The following is a 26,170-nucleotide window of genomic DNA, read 5'->3' as shown; positions in this document are numbered from 1 at the left end:
CATCCACCTTCAGCTGTATGCTGCGTTTGGCGAATCCATACACCTGAAGCGCTTCATCTGTTATACTGACAAAGATAAATTCGCAGATGGAGGGTTGGTCTGTGCAACGGAAGTGGATGGTATATTACGTCATCTTGATTGCGGTGTTTCTGGCTGGCCGGTGGGGGATGCTCATGTGGCTCGGCTTTTCGATGGAGCAAGCGACCCAGTGGCAACGTACGTTGTATGTCGGATGGGTGCACGCGTTCATTTTGGGCTTCTTGGTGCCGCCGTTTGTGTGGTTGGCTCGCAAAATTCTTGCCCTGGTTAAAGAGCGGGTGCAGTCGCCGGCTTTGCGCATCTTCACGCAATTTTACAGCATGGTGTTTTTGCTCATGCTTTTTGTGACGATATATTACAGTTTCCTTTTGTCTTTTTAAGGGTGATGGCATCCAACCGATGGGGTTTGGGTGCTATTTTGTTTGGAGTGAAGGGTGTGGGGCAACATGATCTGTAGGATTGAGGATAAGTGCGCCATCAGGGAACAGACTGGCTTTCCTGTTTAAACAGGGGAGGCCCGGCAGCGCGCACTTAATGTGACTGACAGGAGGTGGGAACATGCGGGCGGACCGTTTGCTTTCCATTTTATTGTTTCTACAGCAACGCGGGAAAATGACCACCAAAGAACTGGCCCAAGCCTTGGAAGTTTCCGTGCGCACGATTCACCGTGACATGGATGCTTTGAGCGCGGTTGGTATCCCGGTCGTGGCCGAACGGGGAAAAGCGGGGGGGTGGCGCCTCTTGGATGATTTTCGCGCGAAGTTGACGGTGCTCAATCGGGAGGAAATTTCGTCTTTGTTTGTTGCGCCTTCGCTTCATGTGTTGCAGGATTTGGGGATAGCTGGACAGGCGCGGCTGGCGCGGCAGAAATTGATGGCCGCTATGCCGAGCGCTTATCGTCAGGCGGCAGAGCAGATATGGGAACGCATCTATGTCGATACCAGCACATGGAGGCAGACCACGGACAGGGGCCGGTTTTTTAGGGAGATGCAACAAGCGGTGTGGCGTGAGCAGCGGGTGCGCATTCGATACGAACGCGCAGACGGGCACATCGTGGAGCGGAAGATCGATCCGCTGGGCTTGGTGGCGATGGGAAGCAAGTGGTATGTCGTTGCGCGGACTGGAGAAGGCATGCGCACCTATCGAATGAGCCGCATACAAGCGGTGGATCGGTTGGAGGAAACCTTCATTCGCCCTGCCTCGTTTCGGCTGGCCGATTATTGGCACGAGTCGAAACAAGCTTTTGTTGAAAACCTTCCGCAATATCGGATTGAAGTGGAGTTGTCCCCAGCGATTGTAGAGCGGCTTCGGTTTGGCGGACGCATCGTTAAAGAGATTCAAACGGACGCCCCCTTGCCGGATGGCTGGATTCCTGCCACCCTGTGGTTTGATGTAGAACAAGAGGCGGCAGAGTATGTGTTGGGTTTTGCCGATCAGATACGGGTGCGCGCCCCAGCCGCACTAAGAACGAAAATCATCCAGATGGCACAAGCGGTCTTGCGACACTACGGGCGGCAAATGGACGGCCAAGGCGAACTTCAACTTCCCTGAGCTGGGTGAGGTACAAACGTTAGTCTCCCTGTGAGCGCATTGGCGCCGATGCAAAAAACGCTTTCCTCACGAGATCATGGGCAGAAGTGCAACAACTAACTCTAGGCAGTCTCTAATAAACAGGTTCATCTTACCTTTACGTACGAAACTCCCCTAATCTGGGGGAGTTTTTGCATAGCTTGGCCCAATCAGGGGATGCTAATGGAAAACAAAGGAAAATCGGAGGCTAGATTATGCCGCGAATCATTGCAGTGGGAACCGCCGTTCCACCCTACGAACTCCGCCAGATTGAAGCCAGACAATTTGCGAAGCGCCTGTTTGGAGAGACTTTTCCAGGTATTGAAAGGCTGTTAAAGATCTTTGAAAACACGGCCATAGCCACACGATATGTGAGCAAACCGCTTGAATGGTTTGAGCGGGACCATTCGTTTCAAGAGAAGAATGAAGCGTATGTAGAAACAGCTTGTCGGCTGGGCGCTGAAGCGATTCAGCGTTGTTTAGCACAAACCGATATCGCGCTGGATGAGATTGACCATCTGCTGGTCGTCTCCACGACGGGCATGGCCACCCCCAGTTTAGACGCTAGACTGATTAATTACTTGGGCTTGCGTAACGACGTGAAGCGCACGCCGATCTGGGGGCTGGGTTGTGCCGGGGGAGCGGCGGGATTGGCACGGGCTGCGGCGTTTGCCAAAGCTTGCCCCGGCGACCGCGTGCTGTTGGTGGCGATAGAATGTTGTAGCTTGACTTTCCGCCGCCAAGACCGTAGCAAAAGCAACCTTGTAGCCACGTCGCTGTTTGGGGATGGAGCAGCTGCCGTTCTGGTTACGGATGGGGTAGGAGAAGCCCGATCCGACGGGGCTCACTGGGAAATTACTGCCTCTGACAGCTATTGTTGGCCAGACTCGCTAGATGTCATGGGCTGGGATTTTATGGACGATGGGATGAAGGTGATTTTTTCTAGGGATATTCCCACTTTGATCAAGCAAGAAGTTAAAGGGGTGTTAGAGCCGTTTTTGGCTACCCATCAGTTGACCGTCCCCCGGCTTGACCGCTTATATATGCATCCGGGCGGGAAGAAGGTGCTGGAGGCTTATGAGGAAGCGCTAGGTATGTCCCCCGACAAGTTGGCGAGTGCCTACCAGGTGTTGAAGCAATACGGCAATATGTCCTCGGCCACGGTCTTGTTTGTGTTGGAACAAGACATGCACCAACCGTTGCTTCCGGGGGAGCGGGGATTGCTGGCCGCTTTGGGTCCAGGATTCAGTTTGGAGATGGTTTTATTGCAAGCGAAGGGGTGAGAGGGATGAATCAATGGGAATGGGGGCTGTTGTTGTTTGTGATCCTGCAACGCTTCGGTGAGTGTTGGATGGCGGAAAAAAATGCCCGATGGATGACAGTTAAGGGCGCGGTTGAAATCGGGCGGGAGCATTATCCGTTGCTGGTCTCGGTTCACGTCTTGCTGTTTGTGGGCTTAATTGTGGAGTGCTTGGGATATGGGGCGCAACCGCCGTCATGGTGGATGGTGCCGTTCATCATTTTTGTGTTGGCGCAAGCGGCACGCATCTGGTGTATCCGTTCGTTGGGACGGTGCTGGAATACGCGCATCCTGCTCGTCCCAGGGCAAGAGCCGCGGGTAAAAGGGCCGTACAAATATCTACGGCATCCCAATTATCTGGTGGTGATCATCGAATTAATCTGTTTGCCTTTGATGTTGGGGGCGTTTGTGACCATGGTGGTAGTGTCGGTGTTCAATGCGCTCATCCTCTTTGGGGTGCGGATTCCGGCTGAAGAGCGGGCGTGGCGAGAATGGACATGTTATGAAGAGCGGATGCCAACACGGCGGATGTGAGAAAAAGGCTGGCCGTGCGCAACCGGATGCTTGATAAAGGCGGGAACCGCTGGGTGTGTAGCGATGCGTTGACATCGCGCACGATTATTCGCATCTTTTTCAATGTCTTTGTCATTCTTATTGTAAATGAAACTATCATAATCTGATATAATCAAGCTGTGTGCCAACCTGTGTTGGCGCGAAGGAATCATACAGCGGAGGCCTTTTTCATGAAGCAACGGTTAGGAATGATTGTTTTTTCCTGTTTGGTTTCGGTTGCGGTGTTGGTCGGGTGCCAGTCGATGCTCGGTGTTGCCGGAAGCGACAAAGTATTGCGCCTGGGCGTGATCCCGCACGAAAATCGCGAAGAGATGGAAGACAAGTATGAAGAATTGGTCAATTATCTGGAGACAGAATTAAATGTGCGTGTGAAAATCTATGTCGCTCCTGATTATGATGGCGTTGTCGAAGCGATGCGCGAGCGCAAGGTTGACTTTGCCATGTTCGATCCGCTCAGCTACCTGAAGGCAGAGAAAGAAGTGGGGGCGGTGCCGATTGTGGCTGAACATTTTGAGGATCAAGGAAATGGGTATCGCAGCCTCATTATCACCCACAAAGACAGCGGTCTCACTTCTTTGCAAGCGCTTAAAGGCAAGTCGTTCGCCTTTGTCGATCCGGGTTCCACGTCGGGGTATTTGATGCAGACTGCGCATTTAAAACGCATGCACATTGATCCGGCTCGCTTCTTCGGCCAAGTCACCTACGCTGGCGGCCATGATGTGGTGGGACGGATGGTGTACGGCAAGCAAGTGGACGCGGGGGCGATGGATGACATAACCTACCGCAAGCTGGTTAATGAAGGTAAGATCAATCCAAACGAGATGCGCATTCTTTGGCGGTCCAGCTTGATTCCAGGGGCTCCGATCGCTGTTCATCCGCAACTTGACGCCGTATTGAAAGAAAAATTGGCAGAGGCGTTAACTTTGGCCGATGACAAAGAACCGGAGGCGTTGGAAGAGCTGGGGGTCAGCAGCTATGTGCGCACTGACCGCGATTACTACAAGCCAGTTCGGGACGCAATGCAGATGGTAAATCTGCAATAAGGCAAATCATGATTGCCGGTAAAGAAGCTACTCTTTTATAAGAGTGGCTTTTTTATTTGGATAGTTGTTATGACAACTAGATGATAAGATAAATTATTGTTTTCTGAATAGGGATATGATTAAATAAAAATAGAAAGATTTATCGAAATGCTGAAAAGATTATTCAAATCTTGGCGATGAACAGGGGGATGGAAATGAACAAACGCCGTTTAAGCGCATTGTCGGTTGTCATCCTGCTATTGGCCGCGCTCCTTCCCGTTGGCGTTTTCGCCGCTAGCGAATGGGCGCCCCATGTTAATTACCAGCAGGGGGACCAGGTGACATACCAAGGGAATGTATACTCCTGCTTGCAATCGCATACATCGTTGCCCGGCTGGGAACCGCCAAATGTGCCTGCGCTGTGGAAGCTGGTCTCTTCCGGCTCTGATGACACTACGGCGCCAAGTGTTCCGACTAGTTTGAAAGTGACGAGCAAATCAGCAAGTAGTGTCAGCTTGTCTTGGACAGCTTCCACGGATAATGTCGGAGTGGTCGCCTATGAAGTGTACAACGGCGCCAACTTGGCGGGTATCAGCAACCAGACGCAGTATACGGTGACGGGGCTCAGTGCCAATACATCTTATACCTTTACCGTCAAAGCAAAGGACGCGGCTGGCAATCGGTCAGGTGCGAGCAATAGTGTGACGGTGACCACTGATCCAGCTAATGACGGGGGTGGCGCACCAGCGGGCGACAAATTGTTGATCGGATACTGGCATAATTTTGACAATGGCTCCACCACGCTCAAGTTGGGGGAGGTGTCAAGCAAATATGACGTGATTCAAGTGGCGTTCGCTGAACCAAGTGGACAAGCTCCTGGTCATATGCAATTCACCCCTTATAATGCGACACCGGAACAATTTAAAGCCGACATCGCTCGTCTCAAACAGATGGGCAAGAAAGTGCTGATCTCGATTGGTGGGGCCAATGGACATATTCAACTCAATGATGCGACCGCCAAACAAAACTTTATCAATTCAATGAAAAACATCATCCAGACCTATGGTTTCAACGGAATGGACATCGACTTGGAAGGCAGCTCCCTTGCGGTCGGGCCTGGAGATACGGACTTTAAACATCCAACTACCCCCATCATTGTGAACATGATTGACGCCATTCGATCTATTTGCAACTCGTTCGGCAGTGATTTCATGTTGACGATGGCGCCGGAAACGGCTTATGTGCAAGGAGGATACCTGTCCTACGGTGGTCCTTGGGGCGCTTACTTGCCAGTGATTCATGCGCTTCGGGACAAGTTGACCTTCATTCATGTGCAACATTATAATTCTGGTTCGATGGTTGGCTTAGACGGCAAGAGTTACACACAAGGGACGGCTGATTTCCAAGTGGCCATGGCCGAGATGCTGTTGCAAGGGTTCCCGGTGGGCAACAATCCGAACAACGTGTTCCCGGGATTAAGAGAAGATCAGGTGGCGATCGGCTTGCCGGCAAGTCCGTCAGCGGCTTCGGGTGGTTACACCACTCTGGACAACATTGATAAGGCGTTGAAGTACTTGGTGAAAGGCCAATCGTACGGTGGAGCGTACAAGCTGGTTAAAACGGGTGGTTACCCCGGTTTCCGCGGTGTAATGACTTGGTCGATCAATTGGGATGCCGCTTCCGGCCATGCGTTTTCCAACCCCGTTCGCAATACGCTCGATTCGTTGAAATAACAAAGAAAAACACCCGCCAGTGGGTTTGCACTGGCGGGTGTTTTTTCACAGGCGGTTTAGCCTGCTTTTTTGTCAGATTTCTTTTCCCACAATTCAATCCCTTTCAAGCCGGGGAGACTGTCGGAATAGAAGACAGGGTCAAGGCCTGCTCTTTTTTGTTCAATATAGTGGTTGAGCGCTTTAAAGGCGATGCCGCCCAACAAGCCGATCGCCACCATGTTGGTGATCGCCATCAGACCCATAAATAAGTCGGCCATATCCCATACGATTTGCACCTTGCTGACAGAACCCCAGATGACCATGCCGACGACGGCCAAGCGGTAAATGGTCAGCCATACTTTGCTGTTGCGGATAAACTCGATGTTGGTTTCGCCATAGTAGTAGTTACCGATCAAGCTGGAGTAGGCGAAGAACAAGATAGCAAAGGACAGGAAATGTCCGGCCCACGCGCCGACTTCCGCGCTCAGGGCGTTTTGGGCGATGACGATGCCCGGCAGTTCGCTATTGGTGAATTCTCCGGAGATTAACACGATCATGGCGCTGGAGCTACAGATGAGCAAGGTGTCTACAAACACGCCCAAGGCCTGGATAAATCCTTGTTTCACCGGATGAGTTACATCTGCTGTGGCCGAAGCGTTGGGCGCGCTCCCCATTCCCGCTTCGTTGGAGAAAAGACCGCGTTTGATCCCTTGCATCATCGCGGCGCCAATACCACCGCCTACCACTTGCTCCAAACCAAAGGCACCCATAAAGATATGTTTGAAGACCGTGGGAATCGCAGGCAGGTTCGTTGCAACAACATACAGTGCCAACAGGATATAAGCGATCGCCATAACCGGAACGATCAGCTCCGACGCTTTGGCGATCCGTTTCACCCCGCCGAAGATGATGAAAGCAAATGTGCCGGCGAGGACCAAACCGAAGATGAAACGGTCAAATCCGTAGTTGGATTCAAAGGCCACTGTGATCGTGTTGGCTTGCACGGCGTTGAAAACCAAACCAAAGCAAATAGTGATCAAAATGGCGAACAAGATTCCCATCCAACGTTGTCCGAGGGCTTTTTCCATATAGTAGGCCGGTCCACCCCGGAATGTGTCTCCGTCCTTGATTTTATAGATCTGGGCGAGCGTCGCTTCTACAAATGCCGAAGCCGCTCCGACCAGCGCGATCAGCCACATCCAGAAGACTGCGCCTGGGCCGCCCAAGGCAATCGCCGTTGCCACACCCGCGATGTTACCTACACCGACGCGCGCGGCAGTGCTGATACAAAACGCTTGGAAGGAAGAAATCCCGTTCTTGTTATTGCCGCGCCCTTCGCCCAATAGACGAAGCATTTCACCGACAAAGCGGAATTGAACGAATTTTGAACGAAATGTAAAATACAATCCCAAGACGATCAACAGGGTAATGATGATATAAGACCATAAAAAGTCATTAATCTGTGTAACCAATTGCCCTAGCATTTCCACGATCTCGTCACCTCTTTTCATAAAAAAGACACAACCTTACCAAATTCTTTTATATCATAAATGTTTTACTTAGTCATTGGATTAATTTTACAAAAAGACTGATATTCTACAACAAATTGTGGTTGTCGGTCCATTTTCTGTTTGATGTGAAGCGAGATGTGGGGGCAGGGGGATTTTCCAAGGAAGGCCATAATCGGAGGATGTCGGCCAACTGATCGTGTGAGTGACGGGCCAACATCCTCTATCGGCTAGAGGTGTGTGATATTGCAGTATTCCGCCTATTCCCAGCGAGAAAAATCGCGTTCCCGGGCACGCGAATAGACATCGTTGGGATTACGGGGGCGCTCCGCGATGCGCAATCCGACAGACAGGAAATAGATGGTTTGCTCAGCGGGTACATAGCGGTATAGCAAGCGCATATTGGGGCGTTGCCGTTTACGCGGTCGGCCGATGGAGAAAAATTTTTTTTTGCGGAATTCGGTAAGTGGGGGGTATTTGAGCAAAGCGGCCTTGGTTGGGTTGCGCAGGACCTGTTCAACGGCACGGTCGATTTGTATCAGGCATTCTTGAAATTTCTTTTTTCCCAGCACCGCGTGCAGAAATGCGAGATCATCACGGAAGCATGGATGGTAAACCTCTTTCATCGTCAAGGGGTCCTTTTGGTTTCGGCCAGTTGTGATAGAAACTGGAGTCGGGTTTGATTGGGGGATTTTTCGATCCATTCGGTGCTGGCAATTTGGAGGCGTTCAGCCATTTCGTCGGCGAGGCGCAAGTCTTCATGCATATTCTCCAATTCTTCCAAACGGTCCAACAGCTGCTCATACGCTTTAATATCTAAAATGACGGCGCGAAGCTCGTTATTGTGCACCAACCCCAACTTTTGAAAAGCGTGCAGTTTCTCTTCAAATAATTGGTCTTTGCTGATCTCTTTCAATTCATTGGCGGAGATCAGTTCTTCACGGGCAAATGCTTTAGACATGCGAGACAGTCTCCTCTCGTCTGATCATCCTGTTCCTTGTAGTACCTGGAATGCATTCGTGCTGTATTTTATTCCAGGCACCTCCTAGTGTAGAAAACTCCTATTTTCATTATACATCGAATCTGCGTGAAAAGAGACGCATGGCATGAGAAAAAAGGGCTTCCCCTTTCGAGGGAGCCCTTCGGATCAGCCCAGTCGACGCTTGGCGTATCTCGCTAATGCCGGCTGTGCTGCTTGCAGTTGTTCATGCAGTTGTTGAAACGTGTCGCGAATATCCCATTGTGCTTCGGGAGAGGTGCGCAGATTGATCAGATGGTACAATTCCCATAAGCTGGCCGTCATTGTGACTTGACGGTGATGGGCGTTGGTCACCGCGTATTGGGCGATGGAGGGGTTCCAATCTGCCAGTTTTTGCACCACTGCTTCGGCTTCGTCAATGAAAGATTGATACCGTTCGGCCAGTCCGGCGGCTTCCACATGCGGCGGAGTCGTATAGCCAAGGCGGACGGTCGGTTGGCCAAAGCTGAAGTGAGCACGTCGGTTGTGGCGCAACAGTTGATGCCAATTGGCCTCCGAGATGGCCAACTCCATTTGGTAATGGAGGTGTTGCAGTTCCGGAAGCGGATTGTCAAAGAAGCGCAAGTCCGACAAAGCGTCTTGGGCCAGCTGTTCCAGCTCGACGAGCGGCAAGGTCTTGGCGTGGGTTTGCGCCGCATCGTAAGAGAGTCCAGCGTAGGTGACCAGCATCTGGGTGGCCAACAGGATCAGGGCGTCGCGGTATTCCGGCAGGCGGGTGAACCGTGCATGGGGGCCCTTGATGGTCTGGGAGGTTGGCTGGATTGTGCTGAACCGATTGCTTAGCTTGCGCCGCGCTTCGGCCACATAGGCGTTGGGTTCAACGTATTTGAGCAAGGTGGGGATCACTTGGCTAATCTCCCGTTCCATGTCACGCGCCAACTGCCGGGATTCGGCCTGTTCGCTAGTTAAGAGGGCGACCAGTGTGTCGCGCAGGGCGCGGCCGTTCCCAGTCATGCCCAAGTTGGTCAGCGTAGCCAGAGTGAGCACGTAGCGGGCATCTTCAAACGCGATTTTTTCCACTCTTGATTGGTAAGCGCGAGGCGATTCCCCTTCGTTTTGTGGAATGGCTTGCTTGAGGTAAGGGATGAGGCCCGCCATCAACGCTTCGTATGTATCGTACGCTTTGTCTTGTAGCGCCAAGTAGTCGGCCTTCAATTCCGGTTGTTGTTCCAGCTCTTCAGGGATGTAAATGTCCCCGCGCGCAGGCCGCTGGTACCGCTGGCTGTACTCTGTGAAGCTGTTGAATGAATTAGCTAGTTCCAGTTCGGCGGAAGCGAGGCGGCTGATTTTCTCGATGCCGATATGGGCGACAGCATGTTCAGCGACGCTGGAATGGCCATAGCCAACCACCCATTTTTCATGGAAGCGCGCCGCTTTTTCTGAATAAGAGGTGGCCAGTCCGCCGCTTTGCTCGTTTACCGCCAGCTCGTCGTCGGCAAGTAACTTCGCCAGATTGTCGCGAAAACTGAGCGAACTGCGGCTCACATAGGCGAAGATTACCGCAATCACTTCTTCCGGCAAGTTGAAAATGGTGTAGACATTCCGGTCCAAATTGGACACATAACGGGTTAGATCAACCTTGTGCTCAGTGTTCATCTCATTCATCCCTCCTGCATTCATCATTCCATTCTAACAAAATTTGTCCGCCTGTAGGCATGGGGATTGCAACCATGTTCATCCAGTGTAGGGAGGCCGTGGGCAAACTGTGGCTGGAGAGGGAAGGGGTTTCTCCCCTTGGCAAATTAAGGTATGATGAATCGTAGAGTAATATTTGCTAGAAGTATGCGATGGGGGGATTTTTATGGCAATATATAAAGCTTTAACCATAGCTGGATCCGACAGCAGCGGGGGGGCGGGCATCCAGGCCGATTTGAAAACATTCCAGGAGCTTTGTGTGTACGGCATGACCGCGCTGACCACCATCGTGGCCATGGACCCGGACAATCGCTGGAATCACTTGGTATTCCCCGTAGACATGAATGTCGTTCGTGAACAATTGAAAACGATTGTGGACGGCATTGGCATTCATGCCTTGAAAACAGGTATGCTCGGCTCAGTGGAATTGATTGAGCTGGCGGCCGACACGATTGACAAAGCGGGCGTGCCAGCCGTGATCGATCCGGTCATGGTTTGCAAAGGCACGGATGAGGTGTTGCATCCCGAACTGGCAGATGCTTTGCGCGAAGTGCTAGTGCCCAAGGCGACTGTGGTTACACCCAACCTCTTTGAAGCAGGACAATTGAGCAAGCTTGGTCCGATCACCACTGTTGAACAAATGAAAGAAGCTGCCGGCATGATCCATGGCTTGGGGGCGCAAATCGTCGTGGTTAAAGGCGGCGGCAAATTGCAACATGAAGCGGCGGTCGATGTCCTGTATGACGGGCAGTCGTTTGAAGTGATGGAAAGCGAACGGATTGAAACCACCTACACGCATGGAGCCGGATGCACGTACTCAGCGGCTATCGCGGCGGAATTGGCCAAGGGCCGGCCGGTGCGGGAGGCGATTGAGACGGCCAAAGCTTTCATCACCGAGGCGATTCGTCATTCGTTCCCGCTGAACCAGTATGTTGGTCCCACCCTGCATGCGGCACAACGGATATATGGGAAAAACTAAGGCACATTTTGACATAGATAACCACGCTCCTTATCGCAAGGGGCGTTTTTTATTGCGGTGCACGGAGGAGGAACAAAGTGTGGTGGGCGAAGCGGCATCATACGCGCACAGAGAAAAGCGTACTCTGATTGATAACCGAAATCTGGTAAATCAAAAATGCTTAGTTTTGGGATATATAAATTAAATGTTGAAGGATTAACTTACGAATTGGTAGAATATATTGAGTTAAAAATATTTTTAATCTAATAAAAAACAGGTAATCATTATGTACATTCCCAATTCACACACTACGGTGTATCCCTGAGGTGATCCAATGACCCAACCTGTGTTGGAGATTCAGCACTTGAAGTTGCATTTTTTTACAGATAAAGGTGTGGTGAAAGCGGTGGATGGGCTGGATCTCACCATTCGCGAAGGGGAGATCGTGGGCTTGGTCGGTGAGTCCGGCTGCGGCAAGAGCGTGACTTCTTTGGCCGTGATGGGCTTAGTGCCCCAACCTCCTGGCAAGATCGTGGACGGATCGATCCGGTTTCAAGGCACCGACCTGACTAAAGCGAGTCAGCGGGAACTGCGGCAGATTCGCGGCAAAGACATGGCCATGATCTTTCAAGAGCCAATGACCTCGCTCAATCCGCTATTTACCATCGGTAACCAATTGATTGAAGCGGTTCGTGCTCACCGGTCGTGTAGCAAGGCGGAAGCTCGGGAGTTGGCACGGGAGATGCTGGAAAAAGTCGGAATAGCCCGGAAAGGCGTTTTGGATGAGTATCCACATCAGCTGTCCGGTGGGATGAGGCAACGGGTTATGATCGCCATGGCCATGATTTTGAACCCTCGCCTGTTGATCGCCGATGAGCCGACGACCGCACTGGACGTCACCATTCAAGCGCAGATTCTGGAGTTGATGCAGCGCTTGAACGAAGAGTTTGGCACGGCGATCCTCTTAATCACGCATGACTTGGGTGTCGTCGCCGAGATGTGCGACCGGATTGTGGTCATGTACGCCGGGCAAGTGGTAGAGGAAACCGATCGCTACCGCTTGTTCAGACAGCCCCGACACCCTTACACCCAAGGGTTGTTGCTATCGATTCCCAAATTGGATGAACAAAAGGAACGGTTGTATGCCATTCCAGGTCAAGTGCCCAATCCGTATCAGATGCCAGCGGGATGCCGGTTCGCTCCACGGTGCACGCAGGTGATGGATGTCTGTAGGCAGACAGTGCCGCCGTTGGCGCCGGTGGAACAAGGGCATGTGAGCCGTTGTTTCTTGCATCAGAAGGAGGAATCGCATCATGGCACTGATTGATGTTCGTAATTTGAAAAAAACATTTCCCATCCATGGCGGGGTGTTGGGCAGAAAAGTGGGAGAAGTGGTAGCCGTCGATGACGTGAGCTTCTCTGTGGAACCCGGAGAAACGTTGGGGCTTGTCGGAGAAAGTGGTTGCGGCAAATCAACAACGGGTCGCACCATTATGCGCTTGTATGAGCCGACAGCAGGGGAAGTGGAGTTTGCTGGCAAGAAACTGTTTCAGCTCAAGGCAGAAGAATTGAGGCAGGTACGGCGGGACTTGCAGATGGTTTTTCAAGATCCCTTCGCATCGCTCAATCCGCGTCAAAAAATATCCACCATTCTCGAAGAGCCGCTGATCGTGCATGGTTTGGGCGACGCACAGGAGCGCAAAGAGCAAGTGCGGGAATTGCTTCATGTCGTCGGCATGAATGAGAGCCATGCCAGCCGGTATCCGCACCAATTTAGTGGCGGCCAACGGCAACGGATCGGGATCGCTCGAGCCCTGTCTACCCGTCCTAAGCTGATTATCGCGGATGAACCGGTGTCGGCACTAGACGTTTCCATCCAATCCCAAGTACTGAACTTGATGATGGATTTGCAGGAGCAATTTGAGCTGACTTACATCTTCATTGCACACGATCTCAGCGTGGTGAAGCACATTAGCGATCGGGTCGGCGTGATGTACTTGGGTCGCTTGGTTGAGCTGGCTCCCCGCGATGAGCTATACAAAAAGCCGCTTCACCCCTACACGGAAGCACTCCTGTCTGCTGTGCCGGTGCCCGATCCCGATGCCAAAAAAGAACGCATCATCTTGTCCGGAGACGTGCCGAGCCCAGATAACCCACCGCAAGGATGTGCTTTCCATCCACGTTGTCCCCATGTGATGGATGTGTGCAGAGAAACACGTCCTATCTTTGATGATGCCGGCGGTGGCCATTTTGTGGCTTGCCATTTGCATAACGCAAAGGCGTGAGTGACACTCTCGGTTTTCTCACCAAAGGGGGTGAGGGAAAAGCAACACCGAAGCAGGTTTTGAATTAAGAGCCATGAAAAGGAGGAAAGGGAATGAAAAAACGGTTATGGCTGGTATCACTCATAGCAATCTTCATTTTTTCATCTGTTTTGGTTGGTTGTGTGGAGAAGAAAAGCGCGGGCACTGGCAAGAATGACAAAACATTGATCTACGGGCGCGGGGAAGACGCCAAGTTGCTTGATCCAAGTCTCGTCACTGATGGGGAGTCTACTAAGGTGACAGACCAGATCTTTGACAATTTGGTTGAATACGCCGATGGCAGCACAGATGTGGTACCCAGTTTGGCTGAAAGCTGGGAGGCCAGTGAAGACGCCAAAGTATGGACCTTCAAATTGCGCAAAGACGTGAAGTTTCACGATGGAACCCCGTTTAACGCCGAAGCCGTGGTGTTTAACTTCGAGCGGTGGGCTGACAAGAACCATCCCCAGCACAAAGGTGGGGACTTCCCTTACTACGCATACATGTTTGGCGGCTATAAAGGGGACCCGGGACATAAGATCAAAAGCGTCACCGCTGTCGATGAATTTACGGTCAAGTTTGAATTGACCAGCCCACAGGCACCATTCTTGCAAAACTTGGCAATGTCCGCATTTGGAATCGCCTCACCCACCGCGGTGAAGAAAGATCCGATCGCATTTACGCGTAACCCAGTGGGATCGGGGCCGTTCAAGCTGAAAGAATGGAAGAAAAATGACACGATCACCCTAGTGAAAAATGAAAACTTCTGGAGAAAAGGGGAGCCTAAACTAGACAAAGTCATTTTCAAAGTGATTCCCGACAACTCCGCGCGCTTCACTGCGCTCAAGTCGGGAGATGTGGATATCATTGACGGATTGAATCCGACCGATGTTGCCCCGGCGGAGAAAGACAGCAAATTGCAGGTCTTCAAACAAGTAGGTATGAACGTGGGTTACCTGGCCTTCAACACGGAAAAGAAACCGTTTGATAATCCCAAAGTGCGTCAAGCGTTCAACCATGCGGTCAACAAAGAAGCGTTGATCAAAAATTTCTACTCTGGATTGGCCAAACCGGCTATCAACCCCATGCCGGAATTTATGTTGGGTTACAACAAAAATGTGAAAGATTATGAGTTCGATCTGGACAAAGCGAAACAATTGCTTGCGGAAGCTGGATACGCTGACGGACTGGAAGTAGAATTCTTCGCGATGACCGCTCCCCGTCCTTATATGCCGGATGGCAAGAAGATCGCTGAGTACATTCAAGCCGATCTGGCCAAAATCGGGGTGAAGGCGAAAATCGTCACCCATGACTGGCAAATCTACTTGGACAAAACGGGTAAAGGCGAGCATCAGATGGCCTTGTTTGGCTGGAACGGGGATAACGGTGACCCAGACAACTTCCTGTATGTGCTCTTAGACAAGGATAACACCCGTATGCCAGATGCTGCGAATATCGCTCTTTACAAAAATGATGAATTACATGATCTGCTCATTAAAGCACAAGAGTTGAGCGATGAAAAACAACGGGCAGAACTGTACATGAAAGCGCAGGAAATCATTAAGCGAGACGCGCCATGGGTGCCGATTGCCCATGCCACCGTCCCCTATGCGGCTAAAAAAGAAGTGATCGGATTCAAAACACACCCCACGACGGAGCTGTCGCTGGAAAAAGTCGACTTCGCGCAATAATTGGCGGGGGGCCCACCATGGCTTAGGCGGTGGTGGACCCTTTCTGCATCCATGATGATCGATAGGGATGAGGTGGTGAAATCAAATGCTGGCATATACTGCACGACGGTTATTGATGTTGATCCCGGTGCTGCTCGGCATGTCGCTGATTGTGTTTGCGGTCGTCCACGCTATACCGGGCGATCCGGCCAAGACCATCGCGGGTGACAAAGCCACACCGGAGCAACTGCAAGAGATCAGGAAAAATCTGGGCTTGGATCAGCCGGTCTACATCCAGTATTTCAAATATTTGCAAGCATTGTTGCAAGGCGATTTGGGGACATCGCTGGTCAATAAGACCAAAATCTCGGAAGAGATCGGCCCCTTCTTGGCGGCAACCGCGGAATTGTCCTTTGTCGCCATCGCCATCGCCCTCTTTTTTGGTATTAATCTCGGCATATTATCGACTTGGCGCCAAAACTCATGGCTTGATTACGGCTCGATGTTCATCGCCCTTATCGGTGTGTCTATCCCCATCTTCTGGCTTGGTTTGATGGAGCAATGGCTGTTTGCGCAAGAGCTGGGATGGTTTCCTTCCAACGGGCGGTTGGACCCGCGGATGGAATACGAGCCGATCACGTACTTCTACATCATTGACGCTCTGCTATTTGGCGATATGGCCATGTTGGGGGATGTGCTAAAGCATATCTTGTTGCCAGCGATCGCGCTTGGCACCATTCCAATGGCGATCATCGCCCGTATGACCCGGTCCAGCATGTTAGAAGTGATGCGCTCAGATTATGTCCGTACAGCTAGGGCCAAGGGGATATCCGAGTTCTTGGTTATTTATAAACACACGCTGAAAAACGCCATGATCCCCATTTTGACGGTGGTCGGTTTGCAACTAGGCTTGCTACTCGGCGGTGCGGTTTTGACGGAGACCATCTTCAGCTGGCCTGGGGTTGGGCGATATATTTATGACGCGATCAATTCACGCGACTATCCGGTCATCCAATCCGGCATTCTCGTGCTGGCCTTCATTTTCGTCATGATCAATCTCATTGTCGACTTACTTTACGCCTGGATCGATCCGCGCATCCAATATGGAAAGGAGTGAGGCAGGATGCAAACAGACAACGTTCAACCACCAGTTACCAACCTTCCCGAAGCAGGCGCCGTGTCCCACTCCACCCAACAGGACAATCCGGCACGGGATTTTGCGCGCGCGTTTTTCCGGCACCGTTCGGCCGTCATCGGCAGTGTGTTGGTGCTGATCTTTATCATTTTGGCAATCTTGGCCCCGGTTATCACACCCTATGACTACACAGAACCGAGCGCGGATGCCTTGGCCGCCCCTTCGGCTGAGCATTGGTTTGGCACGGACGACCTAGGCCGGGACATCTTCACCCGGATCGTGTACGGTTCCCGCATCTCGTTATGGGTGGGCTTTATCAGCATCGCTGGCTCTATTGTGGTGGGTAGCCTCCTTGGCCTGCTTGCTGGTTATTACGGGAAATGGCAAGATACGTTGATTTCCCGCCTGTTTGACATCATGCTGGCCTTTCCCAGCATTTTGTTGGCCATTGCGATTGTGGCTATGTTGGGTCCGGGCCTGAATAACGCCCTGATAGCCATCGCGATCATCAACATCCCCACGTTTGGCCGATTGATGCGATCGCGCGTGCTCAGTGTGAAAGTAGAAGATTTTGTCTTGGCGGCGCGGGCAATCGGGATGAAGAACAGTCGGATTCTCTGGCACCACATCTTGCCCAACTGTTGGACGCCGATCATGGTGCAAGGTACCTTAAGCTTTGCGACTGCGGTAATTGAGGTGGCCGCGCTCGGCTTCTTGGGCTTGGGGGCGCAACCACCTGATCCAGAGTGGGGAACCATGCTGTCGGACGCCCGTGACTATCTGCAATTGGCTCCTTGGACGATGGTGTTTCCTGGCGTGGCCATCATGATTACTGTCTTGGGATTTAACCTGCTTGGCGACGGATTGCGGGACATCTTTGACCCGCGCATGAAGCAATGACTTTCCGTGTGGGAAAGGCTTGGCACCAGCCGAATCTTTTCGATATCAGCAGACAAGCTCGCAGATCCGGCGAAAAAGCCGGATCTTTTTTTGCAAAAGTGATAGGTTGATGCCAATTGCGGGAACATAAGAAAGAGAAATGAGTAAAAAGAACGGTGTGGATGACACACCACAATGATGACAGAGGGAGCGGATCAGATGGAATTGGCACATGAGATCGACTTTCGCATCTACGGCGATGACATGCAATTGGTGGAGATTGAGCTCGACCCCCAGGAAAGCGTGATTGCAGAAGCGGGCAGCTTGTTGATGATGGACGACACCATTCAGATGGAAACCATCTTTGGTGACGGTAGCAAAGATAGCAAGGGATTGATGGGCAAACTGTTCAGCGCGGGGAAACGCCTCATTACCGGTGAGAGCTTGTTTATGACCGTGTTCACCAATGAAGGCTCCACCCGCAAAAACGTTTCGTTCGCGGCGCCTTATCCGGGCAAGATCATCCCTCTTGACTTGAAACAATACAATGGGAAAATCATTTGCCAAAAAGACTCTTTTCTCTGCGCCGCTAAAGGCGTGTTGGTAGGCATTGAATTGCAACGCAAGATCGGGGCTGGCTTCTTCGGCGGCGAAGGATTTATCATGCAAAAGCTGGAGGGGGATGGCCTGACATTTGTCCATGCGGGCGGTACCATCGTTGAAAAAGAGTTGCGCGAAGGGGAGATGATTCGGCTCGATACCGGGTGTCTGGTGGCGATGACCGCCTCGATCGAATACGACATTCAATTTGTCGGCGGGATCAAAACTGCTTTGTTCGGGGGAGAGGGTCTCTTCTTTACCACCTTGCGAGGCCCGGGGAAAGTCTGGATCCAAAGCCTGCCGTTCAGCCGCCTGGCCAGTCGGATCTTCGCCGCGGCGCCGGCCGTCGGACGCAAAGAAGAAGGGAGCATTTTGGGAAGCTTGGGAGACTTCTTTGACGGGGATTAAGTTGACTGCGCGGCGGGCTTTGACAGGGAGGCCGCTGAGACATGGATGAGATGTAAAAGGCGTGAGCTCCCCAGCGAGGAGCTCACGCCTCTTTTGTGCATTTATTTGTTGGCAACGACACCGACGCTGGTCCAAGCATTGGCGACTGCGGTTGCTTCAGTGGAGTTGGCGCCAAATAGATCGGTTGCCGCTTGGATGGTGGCGTTGCGCGCATCTACGAATTGGGAGTAGGACGTCAGGTATTGCGTCAGCGCACGGTACCAAATCTTGCCGGCGTTGTCTTTGGTTATGCCGGGAGTGGTGACGAAGTTGTAGAATGCTTTGTTCGGAATACCGGAGTTGATGTGAACGCCGCCCCAGTCTCCTTCTCTGGTGTTGGGCAGGTTACGATATTCATTCATGTGATCTGGTTGGTCATACTCGTTCGGGTTGGACATCGAACGCAATGCGTCGCCAGCGATGCCAGGTGTGGTGACGTCTTCACCGAGCAGCCATTTCGGGTCGTTTTTATTTTCCACCAAGTTGCCGAGCACATCAGAGAAGGACTCATTCAATGCACCGGGTTGGTATTCGTAGACAAGGCCAGCTGTACGCTCGGTGACAGCGTGGGTGATCTCATGGGCCACCACGTCCAGTGCACCAGACAGAGAGGTGAATTGTCTGCCGTCGCCATCTCCGTAGACCATTTGCGTTCCGTTCCAGAAGGCGTTATTGTAATTTCTGCTGTAGTGTACGGTGGACTTCATCGTGGCTCCTCTGTTGTCAAAGGAGTTGCGGCCTAGCTTGTTGTAGTAGTAGTCGTAGGTTTTGCCGGCATAGTAGTGGGCGTCCACAGCTGCGCGGTCAGTCCACACGTTGTCGGCGTCAGTTAATAGCGTGCCTGGCAAGGCTGTGCCATAGTTGGCAGTGTAGGTTTCAATTTTGCCACCAGTGGAATACATCGGTTTGGTGATGTCACGCAGATAGTAGCCACTGCTGTAAGAATCGGTGTTCAGCGTCTTCGTGTCGCCAAGCACGCCCGTGCCTGTACCAGTGGCCGCTGCATGATTCACTTTATCGATTTTGTGTACGATGGCACCATTGTGTGCATCCACGAATAGATCGGTATAGACTGGCTGTTTGCCTTCCAGGGTGGACAGCGTAATTACATAAACCAAGCGGTAGTCGCCTTTTTCGGTTTCATATACATGCAATTTGCCTTTTTGGATGTCGAATTTGCTAACATTGGCCACGCCCTCGGACACCTTCGCTTTGTTGAGTGCTTGCGCCAATGACAACGTCGCTTTGGTATTTAGCCCTGCGGTTTTCACCTCGGGATCATAATAACCGTTGATGGAAGTGGTAGTGCCGTTTTTGTCAGTATGGACGATCAGTTCGTTGCCGAATACCGGTACCCCTTGATACACTTGTTGGTATTTATACATCGTAAAGCCCAAGGAATCTTTCTCTTGTGAAATGAGGGATAGTTCGGAAGAGGCTGAATCCATGTTGAAGAGCGCTTTGTTTTCCTCCACGATCTTCTTCACATCAGCCGGGGTTTTGGCCTGTTTGTCTGAAAGCTTGCCCGCTACAAATGTGGCTGCCCCTTTTTCCTTGTTCCATGTAACCTTTTCTTTTCCTTTGGAATTTTTAGATAGCCTTTCTAATGCCGCCTTCTTCTCCGGCTTTGCTTGGGGTGGTTGCTCACCCGGTGCTGCGGATGCGTTGGCTGTCGCCAGCGTAAATACCATCGTCGAAACCACTGCAAAAGCGGTGAACTTCTTGAAACCCATGTATCCCAACTCCTTTGCAAATGTGGTAAATCAAATTGTCTATCCAATTGTAATAATTACATTTATAAAAGGAATAATAAGATATTTTGATTAGAAAAGTAAATAACAAATCAAAATTTTAATAAATTAATTAACTCATAAGCCCAATATTGGAAATGAAATTGGTTTTAACAGGATGTGATTGCTTCATTTTAGGAGCGAGGGATTGCGGATCTGCGTTGGAGAAAGAGACAAAGAAACATCTTCATAAGTGCATAGAAAAAGAAAAAGACTCGCCCTCTTCCTGTTTGAGGAAGGCAAGTCTTTTTCGTTTAGTCGAATGAAAGATGATGCCGGGGTGTTGCTTAATAAGTCGCTTTTAGCGCGTATGGCTTGGATGTGCTCATAGCGCCGTTGTATCCGACAACTTTCACGTAATAGGTAGCGCCGCTTTGGATGGTGCCCGCAATTGATTCCGAAGAGGTGCCGGCGTATTCCGATCTAGCCAACAAAGTGCCAGCCGAGTTGTACAGATACAGATCGTAGTCTGCTGGCAGATTGGTCAAGCTGAGCGAAAGGTAGGTTGATGTGCTGGGCGTAAATTTGAACCAGTCCTCATCGGTCGCGCTGCTGATCAGACCATTGTAGGTAGTACCGGAGCTCATGGCTTTGGCTGCGGACATGCTGTCGTTTGGCTCGTAAGCATCGCCGCTTCCGCCGTTGTTTCCGCTGGAACCTACGCCCACGCTAGCCCAAGCATTGGCTACGGCAGTCGCTTCCAGCGAGTTTGCGCCAAATAGATCGGTTGCCGCTTGGATGGTGGCGTTGCGCGCGTCAATGAATTGGGAGTAGGACGTCAGGTATTGCGTCAGCGCACGGTACCAAATCTTGCCGGCGTTGTCTTTGGTTATGCCGGGAGTGGTGACGAAGTTGTAGAATGCTTTGTTCGGAATACCGGAGTTGATGTGAACGCCGCCCCAGTCTCCTTCTCTGGTGTTGGGCAGGTTACGATATTCATTCATGTGATCTGGTTGGTCATACTCGTTCGGGTTGGACATCGAACGCAATGCGTCGCCAGCGATGCCAGGTGTGGTGACGTCTTCACCGAGCAGCCATTTCGGGTCGTTTTTATTTTCCACCAAGTTGCCGAGCACATCAGAGAAGGACTCATTCAATGCACCGGGTTGGTATTCGTAGACAAGGCCAGCTGTACGCTCGGTGACAGCGTGGGTGATCTCATGGGCCACCAAGTCCAGTGCACCAGACAGAGAGGTGAATTGTCTGCCGTCGCCATCTCCGTAGACCATTTGCGTTCCGTTCCAGAAGGCGTTATTGTAATTTCTGCTGTAGTGTACGGTGGACTTCATCGTGGCTCCTCTGTTGTCAAAGGAGTTGCGGCCTAGCTTGTTGTAGTAGTAGTCGTAGGTTTTGCCGGCATAGTAGTGGGCGTCCACAGCTGCGCGGTCAGTCCACACGTTGTCGGCGTCAGTTAATAGCGTGCCTGGCAAGGCTGTGCCATAGTTGGCAGTGTAGGTTTCAATTTTGCCACCAGTGGAATACATCGGTTTGGTGATGTCACGCAGATAGTAGCCACTGCTGTAAGAATCGGTGTTCAGCGTCTTCGTGTCGCCAAGCACGCCCGTGCCTGTACCAGTGGCCGCTGCATGATTCACTTTATCGATTTTGTGTACGATGGCACCATTGTGTGCATCCACGAATAGATCGGCATAGACTGGCTGTTTGCCTTCCAGGGTGGACAGCGTAATTACATAAACCAAGCGGTAGTCGCCTTTTTCGGTTTCATATACATGCAATTTGCCTTTTTGGATGTCGAATTTGCTAACATTGGCCACGCCCTCGGACACCTTCGCTTTGTTGAGTGCTTGCGCCAATGACAACGTCGCTTTGGTATTTAGCCCTGCGGTTTTCACCTCGGGATCATAATAACCGTTGATGGAAGTGGTAGTGCCGTTTTTGTCAGTATGGACGATCAGTTCGTTGCCAAATACCGGTACCCCTTGATACACTTGTTGGTATTTATACATCGTAAAGCCCAAGGAATCTTTCTCTTGTGAAATGAGGGATAGTTCGGAAGAGGCTGAATCCATGTTGAAGAGCGCTTTGTTTTCCTCCACGATCTTCTTCACATCAGCCGGGGTTTTGGCCTGTTTGTCCGAAAGCTTGCCTGTCACAAACGTGGGAACCCCTTTTTCCTTGTTCCATGTGACTTTTTCTTTCCCTTTAGATTGTTTTGATAATTTCTCCAACACGGCCATTTTCTTCGCCTTTGGCGGTTGTTCACTTGGTGCCGCGGACACATTCGCGGTGGCTAGAGTGAACACCATGGTCGAAACCACTGCGAAAGCAGTAAATTTCTTAGCTCCCATCCCTTTCAACTCCTTTTGTGAAAGATTAGTAAATCTAATTATCTATCGAATTATAATAATTAGATTTATAAAATGAATAATAGGACAATGTATGTATAGAAGTAAATAACAATACAAAATTTTAATAAATTAATTAACTCATAAGACTGATAATGGGAATGTAAATGGGGTTTTAGTCCTGTGTGTGGCGAAGGGATGGAGGAGGAGAGACATTGACGGTATTTGCATGAATCATCAATGAGAATTGATGATCATTAATAATCGATTAATGTAGATTTTGTATTAATAATATTTGGTTAAAGTAGTGGGGGGAGAAAGGATAAGTTTTTTTGCTTTGTTAATAAGAAAATTTCCTGTTCAATAATACGCGTTATGAGTTGGAATTTAGTTGGAAAACAAATAAAATAATAAATATTAATATATTAGAGTAATAGTAGATTTTGAATTTAGTAAGGAGAGATTCCCTATGAGAGTGGCAACATGGTATGTAGACCGGCGTAGATTAAACCATGGGCATTTGGATCTTATTCAGCAGGTGAATCCGGATATTCTAGCTGTCCAGGGATTGAAACAAGCAGGATTTGACAGAATTACTGAAAGTAAACGATTTGACCAAGGGCGTTTTTCATTTGACTTGACCAATGAAGAGTATGCGGCGAAAGAGCATGGCGTAGCAATATTTGTGAAGCATCCATATACCATAAAACATGTTTGCCTCATTTCGGATATGCCTCCTAATGCAAAAGCTGTTGCGGCCGAGGTCATGAAAGATGACCGTGTTTTTGTGGTGGCATCGGTGGACATCCCAAATGGAAGCGAATATAAAGAGCAGAAGGCTTTAGCCCTATTTGCTTTAATGCGTTGGGTGAAAGAGAGAAAAGAGATGCCGACTTTGGGAGGCATCAAATACACCGGACCCGAAGTAGACCATCCAGACTTATCAAAGGTGCAGTTTTGGGGAGATGTGGATACAGAGGGAGGGAAAGCCCTCATCCACGGAGATGCCACCTTATTCAAAGACGCATACCGTGACTACTTGGATCAAAGATCTGATCTTAAACAAGAAATTGTGAAGAAAAGTCCGCAAGGACCATTAGCGATGACATATAAATCACCAAAAAAGTCAAATCCATACCGCTATGATTATATCTTTAAAAGCCCACACTTTGAGGTGGAGTACATGGAGCATCTATGGGAGAAATCGCAATCGTTGAGTACACATGCATTGGTGTATACTGATTTGAAATGGTTGAAATGACAAAGTAATCAACAGGATGCGGATGTGAAAAAATTATGACATGGGTGAAAACTACGGGGAAAACGCTTTGGAGAACGATTGGAGCCCAGTTATACTTTCAGATTTATTTTGCTTATACATACATGGATTTGTTTATAGTTACTTATTCATGCCGGTAACTCAAATTATTTCATAATCTGCTTGAGTCAGTTACTTCCAAGTTGTTTTATGCTACACTCACTTCTCACTAGATTTATTAGTGACATGGAGGTTTGTTTGCAAGGCTTTGCGCATTGATTCCAACACACCTAGACGAGAGTAGCTGGCTGATGCGTGACAGTGGCACCATGCACAACAGCAAAGGCTTGGAATTCCGCGTGGTGTTCATCGCCGAGGCAAATGAAGATAATCTCCCTAATGCTTGGGTGTTGCGGCAGAAACGGGAAGACCCCGACGAAGAAGCGGCGTACCTGAATGAACAGCGTTCTCTGCTGTACGTAGCTATGACCCGCGCCCGCGAGCAGGTGTACATCACTTCGTACGGACCGCTTACCTCTTTTCTGATGAGAGGGGAAAGCCAAGGGGATGGACGGAAGTAGCACAGCTTGGATTGAATGGAAAGGGGATAGAACAACGATGAGCACTATGCTGTACAAGAGAGTGGATTACAGTCTGTCCAAGCTCCTGCATGATATTGAGCATGGAGATATTGCTTTGCCTGATTTGCAACGGCCGTTTGTGTGGCCAGCGGCCAAAGTGAGAGATTTATTTGATTCCATGTACCGAGGCTTTCCCGTTGGCTACTTTTTGTTCTGGGCCAACGAGCATCTGACTGATACCAAACAGATTGGTGTAGAACAGAAACAAGCCAAGGTGCCGAGGTTGTTAATCGTGGATGGTCAGCAACGGCTCACCTCCCTGTATGCGGTGCTAAAAGGGCGCAGGGTGTTAAATAAGGATTTTAAGGAGACCTCCATAAAGATTTCTTTTCGCCCCATCGATGGCCAATTTGATGTGGCAGATGCGGCGATTGAGCGCGATCCTGAGTATATTTACGATATCTCAGAGCTTTGGAAACAAGGTGCATCCAGTTTTCGATTCATTCGCCAATTCATTGAGAATTTGTGTAACCACCGAGATGTTACCGATGAAGAAGTGAACGTGATCAGTGAAAATATCGATCGCCTGTACAAATTGCAAGAATATCAATTTACCGCGATGGAGATATCTTCCACCGTGGATGAGGAGCAGGTATCCGATATTTTCGTGCGTATCAACAGTCAAGGAAAGAAATTGAATCAGTCTGATTTCATTTTGACCTTGTTATCTGTGTTTTGGGATCAAGGAAGGAAAGAATTGGAGGCTTTCGCTAGGGATTCGCGTCAAGCGGGTGGGGAGCGGGCGAGTGCGTTTAACCACTTCATTCACCCTGATCCAGACCAAATGTTGCGCGTGGCAGTGGGTCTTGGATTTAAAAGGGCCCGTCTGAAAAACGTCTACTCCATTTTGCGCGGGAAGGACTTGGAAACAGGTGAGGTGTCTCCGGATAGGCGAGATCAGCAATTTGAAGTGTTGAAACATGCGCAAGCCAGCGCGCTCAACATGCAAAATTGGCATGATTTCTTAAAAACCTTGATTAAGGCCGGTTTCAGAAGTAAGGCGATGGTGAGTTCGAAGATCAATATTATTTATGCCTATGTCATGTATTTAATTGGGAAAGAAGATTTTCGCGTGGACGCTTATCGGCTACGACAACTCATCGCCAAATGGTACTTTATGCTGGTGCTGACAGGCCGGTACACCAGTTCCCCAGAAACGGTGATGGAAGCCGATTTGGCACGGTTGCGCGGGGTAAGAAATCAAGATGAGTTTGTGGGGACATTGGAAAAAATCATTAATGATTCATTGACCAATGATTTTTGGGCTATCACCTTGGTCAATAAACTTGAATCTTCCACCTCGAGAAATCCGGCGTTGCACGCATACTATGCGGCTTTAAATATTCTTGGTGCCAACGTACTGTTTTCCAGCATGAAAGTGTCTGAGTTGCTCGATCCGATGCTCCATGCTAACCGGAATGCGATTGAGATTCATCATTTATTTCCTAAAAAATACTTGAAGTCCATTGGTATCAGTGAAAGCAAGCTAATCAACCAAGTGGCTAATTTCGCATTAGTTGAATGGGGGGATAACGCCAGAATATCTGATGAGTCTCCCGAGGAATATTTCCCCAAATATGCTTCCAGATTTTCTTCCGCTGAATTGGCGGAGATGATGGAGATGCACGCGCTTCCTGACAATTGGACCAGCCTTGAATACTCGCGTTTTTTGGAAGAACGGAGAAAGAAAATGGCCCATGTCATCAAACAGGGGTTTTTGCGGCTTTGAGTGGCTAGAAAAAGTAACAATCCCCCCAATGGAATAACCCATGGGGGGATTTTTTGA

22 protein-coding genes are annotated in these 26,170 nt (G+C 50.2%); 16 read left to right on the top strand and 6 right to left on the bottom strand.

Going from position 1 to position 26,170, the window contains the following annotated elements; all coding sequences use genetic code 11:
• The first annotated feature begins 101 nt into the window (after positions 1-101).
• The 6 genes from CLV36_RS10225 to CLV36_RS10200 all read left to right on the top strand — a co-directional run bounded on the left by CLV36_RS10225 (position 102) and on the right by CLV36_RS10200 (position 6,236).
• A complete protein-coding gene (locus CLV36_RS10225) occupies positions 102-419 on the top strand; it encodes a hypothetical protein (protein WP_102991531.1) in 318 nt (105 codons plus the stop codon).
• Between the two features lie 178 nt (positions 420-597).
• Entirely contained in the window at positions 598-1,590 is a 993-nt protein-coding gene (locus CLV36_RS10220) for a helix-turn-helix transcriptional regulator (RefSeq protein ID WP_106342607.1), read from the top strand.
• A 233-nt stretch (positions 1,591-1,823) separates the two neighbouring features.
• Entirely contained in the window at positions 1,824-2,891 is a 1,068-nt protein-coding gene (locus CLV36_RS10215; protein ID WP_102991533.1) for a type III polyketide synthase, read from the top strand.
• Positions 2,892-2,896: 5 nt separating this feature from the next.
• On the top strand, positions 2,897-3,442 hold the full coding sequence (locus tag CLV36_RS10210) for an isoprenylcysteine carboxyl methyltransferase family protein (RefSeq protein WP_102991534.1): 546 nt from the start codon (positions 2,897-2,899) through the stop codon (positions 3,440-3,442).
• Positions 3,443-3,651: 209 nt separating this feature from the next.
• Positions 3,652-4,524 carry a phosphate/phosphite/phosphonate ABC transporter substrate-binding protein gene (locus CLV36_RS10205; RefSeq protein ID WP_102991535.1) on the top strand — a complete coding sequence of 291 codons (873 nt, stop codon included), beginning with the start codon at positions 3,652-3,654 and terminating at the stop codon, positions 4,522-4,524.
• Between the two features lie 194 nt (positions 4,525-4,718).
• On the top strand, positions 4,719-6,236 hold the full coding sequence (locus tag CLV36_RS10200; RefSeq protein WP_106342606.1) for a chitinase: 1,518 nt from the start codon (positions 4,719-4,721) through the stop codon (positions 6,234-6,236).
• A 56-nt stretch (positions 6,237-6,292) separates the two neighbouring features.
• Here CLV36_RS10200 and CLV36_RS10195 read toward each other — a convergent pair whose 3' ends face one another.
• The 4 genes from CLV36_RS10195 to CLV36_RS10180 all read right to left on the bottom strand — a co-directional run bounded on the left by CLV36_RS10195 (position 6,293) and on the right by CLV36_RS10180 (position 10,358).
• A complete protein-coding gene (locus CLV36_RS10195; RefSeq protein ID WP_146130626.1) occupies positions 6,293-7,705 on the bottom strand; it encodes an alanine/glycine:cation symporter family protein in 1,413 nt (470 codons plus the stop codon).
• A 278-nt stretch (positions 7,706-7,983) separates the two neighbouring features.
• On the bottom strand, positions 7,984-8,349 hold the full coding sequence (locus tag CLV36_RS10190; protein ID WP_106342605.1) for a hypothetical protein: 366 nt from the start codon (positions 8,347-8,349) through the stop codon (positions 7,984-7,986).
• Between the two features lie 2 nt (positions 8,350-8,351).
• Positions 8,352-8,684, bottom strand: a complete 333-nt coding sequence (locus CLV36_RS10185) for a hypothetical protein (RefSeq protein ID WP_022737760.1) — start codon at positions 8,682-8,684, stop codon at positions 8,352-8,354.
• Positions 8,685-8,870: 186 nt separating this feature from the next.
• The gene (locus CLV36_RS10180; RefSeq protein WP_022737761.1) at positions 8,871-10,358 is read right to left on the bottom strand and encodes an FAD-dependent thymidylate synthase; all 1,488 of its coding nucleotides are present in this window, start codon (positions 10,356-10,358) and stop codon (positions 8,871-8,873) included.
• Between the two features lie 205 nt (positions 10,359-10,563).
• Here CLV36_RS10180 and pdxK point away from each other — a divergent pair, with 205 nt between their 5' ends.
• The 7 genes from pdxK (at position 10,564) to CLV36_RS10145 (ending at position 18,350) form a co-directional block, all read left to right on the top strand.
• A complete protein-coding gene (gene pdxK / locus CLV36_RS10175; protein WP_022737762.1) occupies positions 10,564-11,376 on the top strand; it encodes a pyridoxine/pyridoxal/pyridoxamine kinase in 813 nt (270 codons plus the stop codon).
• Between the two features lie 313 nt (positions 11,377-11,689).
• Positions 11,690-12,682, top strand: coding sequence for an ABC transporter ATP-binding protein (locus tag CLV36_RS10170; protein ID WP_106342603.1), 993 nt, complete (start codon positions 11,690-11,692; stop codon positions 12,680-12,682).
• Positions 12,669-13,640, top strand: coding sequence for an ABC transporter ATP-binding protein (locus CLV36_RS10165; protein WP_106342602.1), 972 nt, complete (start codon positions 12,669-12,671; stop codon positions 13,638-13,640). The genes CLV36_RS10170 and CLV36_RS10165 overlap by 14 nt, the downstream gene beginning before the upstream one ends.
• Before the next feature lie 92 nt (positions 13,641-13,732).
• Positions 13,733-15,349, top strand: coding sequence for an ABC transporter substrate-binding protein (locus CLV36_RS10160; protein WP_106342601.1), 1,617 nt, complete (start codon positions 13,733-13,735; stop codon positions 15,347-15,349).
• 85 nt (positions 15,350-15,434) lie between these two features.
• A complete protein-coding gene (locus CLV36_RS10155) occupies positions 15,435-16,445 on the top strand; it encodes an ABC transporter permease (RefSeq protein WP_106342600.1) in 1,011 nt (336 codons plus the stop codon).
• A gap of 6 nt (positions 16,446-16,451) precedes the next feature.
• Entirely contained in the window at positions 16,452-17,363 is a 912-nt protein-coding gene (locus CLV36_RS10150; protein WP_106342599.1) for an ABC transporter permease, read from the top strand.
• A 198-nt stretch (positions 17,364-17,561) separates the two neighbouring features.
• The gene (locus CLV36_RS10145; RefSeq protein WP_106342636.1) at positions 17,562-18,350 is read left to right on the top strand and encodes a TIGR00266 family protein; all 789 of its coding nucleotides are present in this window, start codon (positions 17,562-17,564) and stop codon (positions 18,348-18,350) included.
• Between the two features lie 101 nt (positions 18,351-18,451).
• Here CLV36_RS10145 and CLV36_RS10140 read toward each other — a convergent pair whose 3' ends face one another.
• Both CLV36_RS10140 and CLV36_RS10135 read right to left on the bottom strand, forming a co-directional pair.
• The gene (locus tag CLV36_RS10140; RefSeq protein ID WP_106342598.1) at positions 18,452-20,122 is read right to left on the bottom strand and encodes a M4 family metallopeptidase; all 1,671 of its coding nucleotides are present in this window, start codon (positions 20,120-20,122) and stop codon (positions 18,452-18,454) included.
• Positions 20,123-20,466: 344 nt separating this feature from the next.
• Entirely contained in the window at positions 20,467-22,488 is a 2,022-nt protein-coding gene (locus CLV36_RS10135; RefSeq protein ID WP_106342597.1) for a M4 family metallopeptidase, read from the bottom strand.
• A gap of 565 nt (positions 22,489-23,053) precedes the next feature.
• Between CLV36_RS10135 and CLV36_RS10130 the strand changes: the two genes are divergently transcribed.
• The 3 genes from CLV36_RS10130 to CLV36_RS10120 all read left to right on the top strand — a co-directional run bounded on the left by CLV36_RS10130 (position 23,054) and on the right by CLV36_RS10120 (position 26,113).
• Entirely contained in the window at positions 23,054-23,746 is a 693-nt protein-coding gene (locus tag CLV36_RS10130) for a hypothetical protein (protein WP_146130623.1), read from the top strand.
• Between the two features lie 308 nt (positions 23,747-24,054).
• Positions 24,055-24,324, top strand: coding sequence for a 3'-5' exonuclease (locus CLV36_RS10125; protein ID WP_106342595.1), 270 nt, complete (start codon positions 24,055-24,057; stop codon positions 24,322-24,324).
• Positions 24,325-24,361: 37 nt separating this feature from the next.
• Positions 24,362-26,113 (top strand): GmrSD restriction endonuclease domain-containing protein, encoded by a 1,752-nt coding sequence (locus CLV36_RS10120; protein WP_106342635.1) that lies wholly within the window; start codon positions 24,362-24,364, stop codon positions 26,111-26,113.
• The last annotated feature ends 57 nt before the right edge of the window (positions 26,114-26,170 follow it).

The organism is Laceyella sediminis, from assembly GCF_003003125.1.
Taxonomy (GTDB): domain Bacteria; phylum Bacillota; class Bacilli; order Thermoactinomycetales; family Thermoactinomycetaceae; genus Laceyella; species Laceyella tengchongensis.
This window is presented reverse-complemented; position numbering and strand designations above follow the sequence as displayed.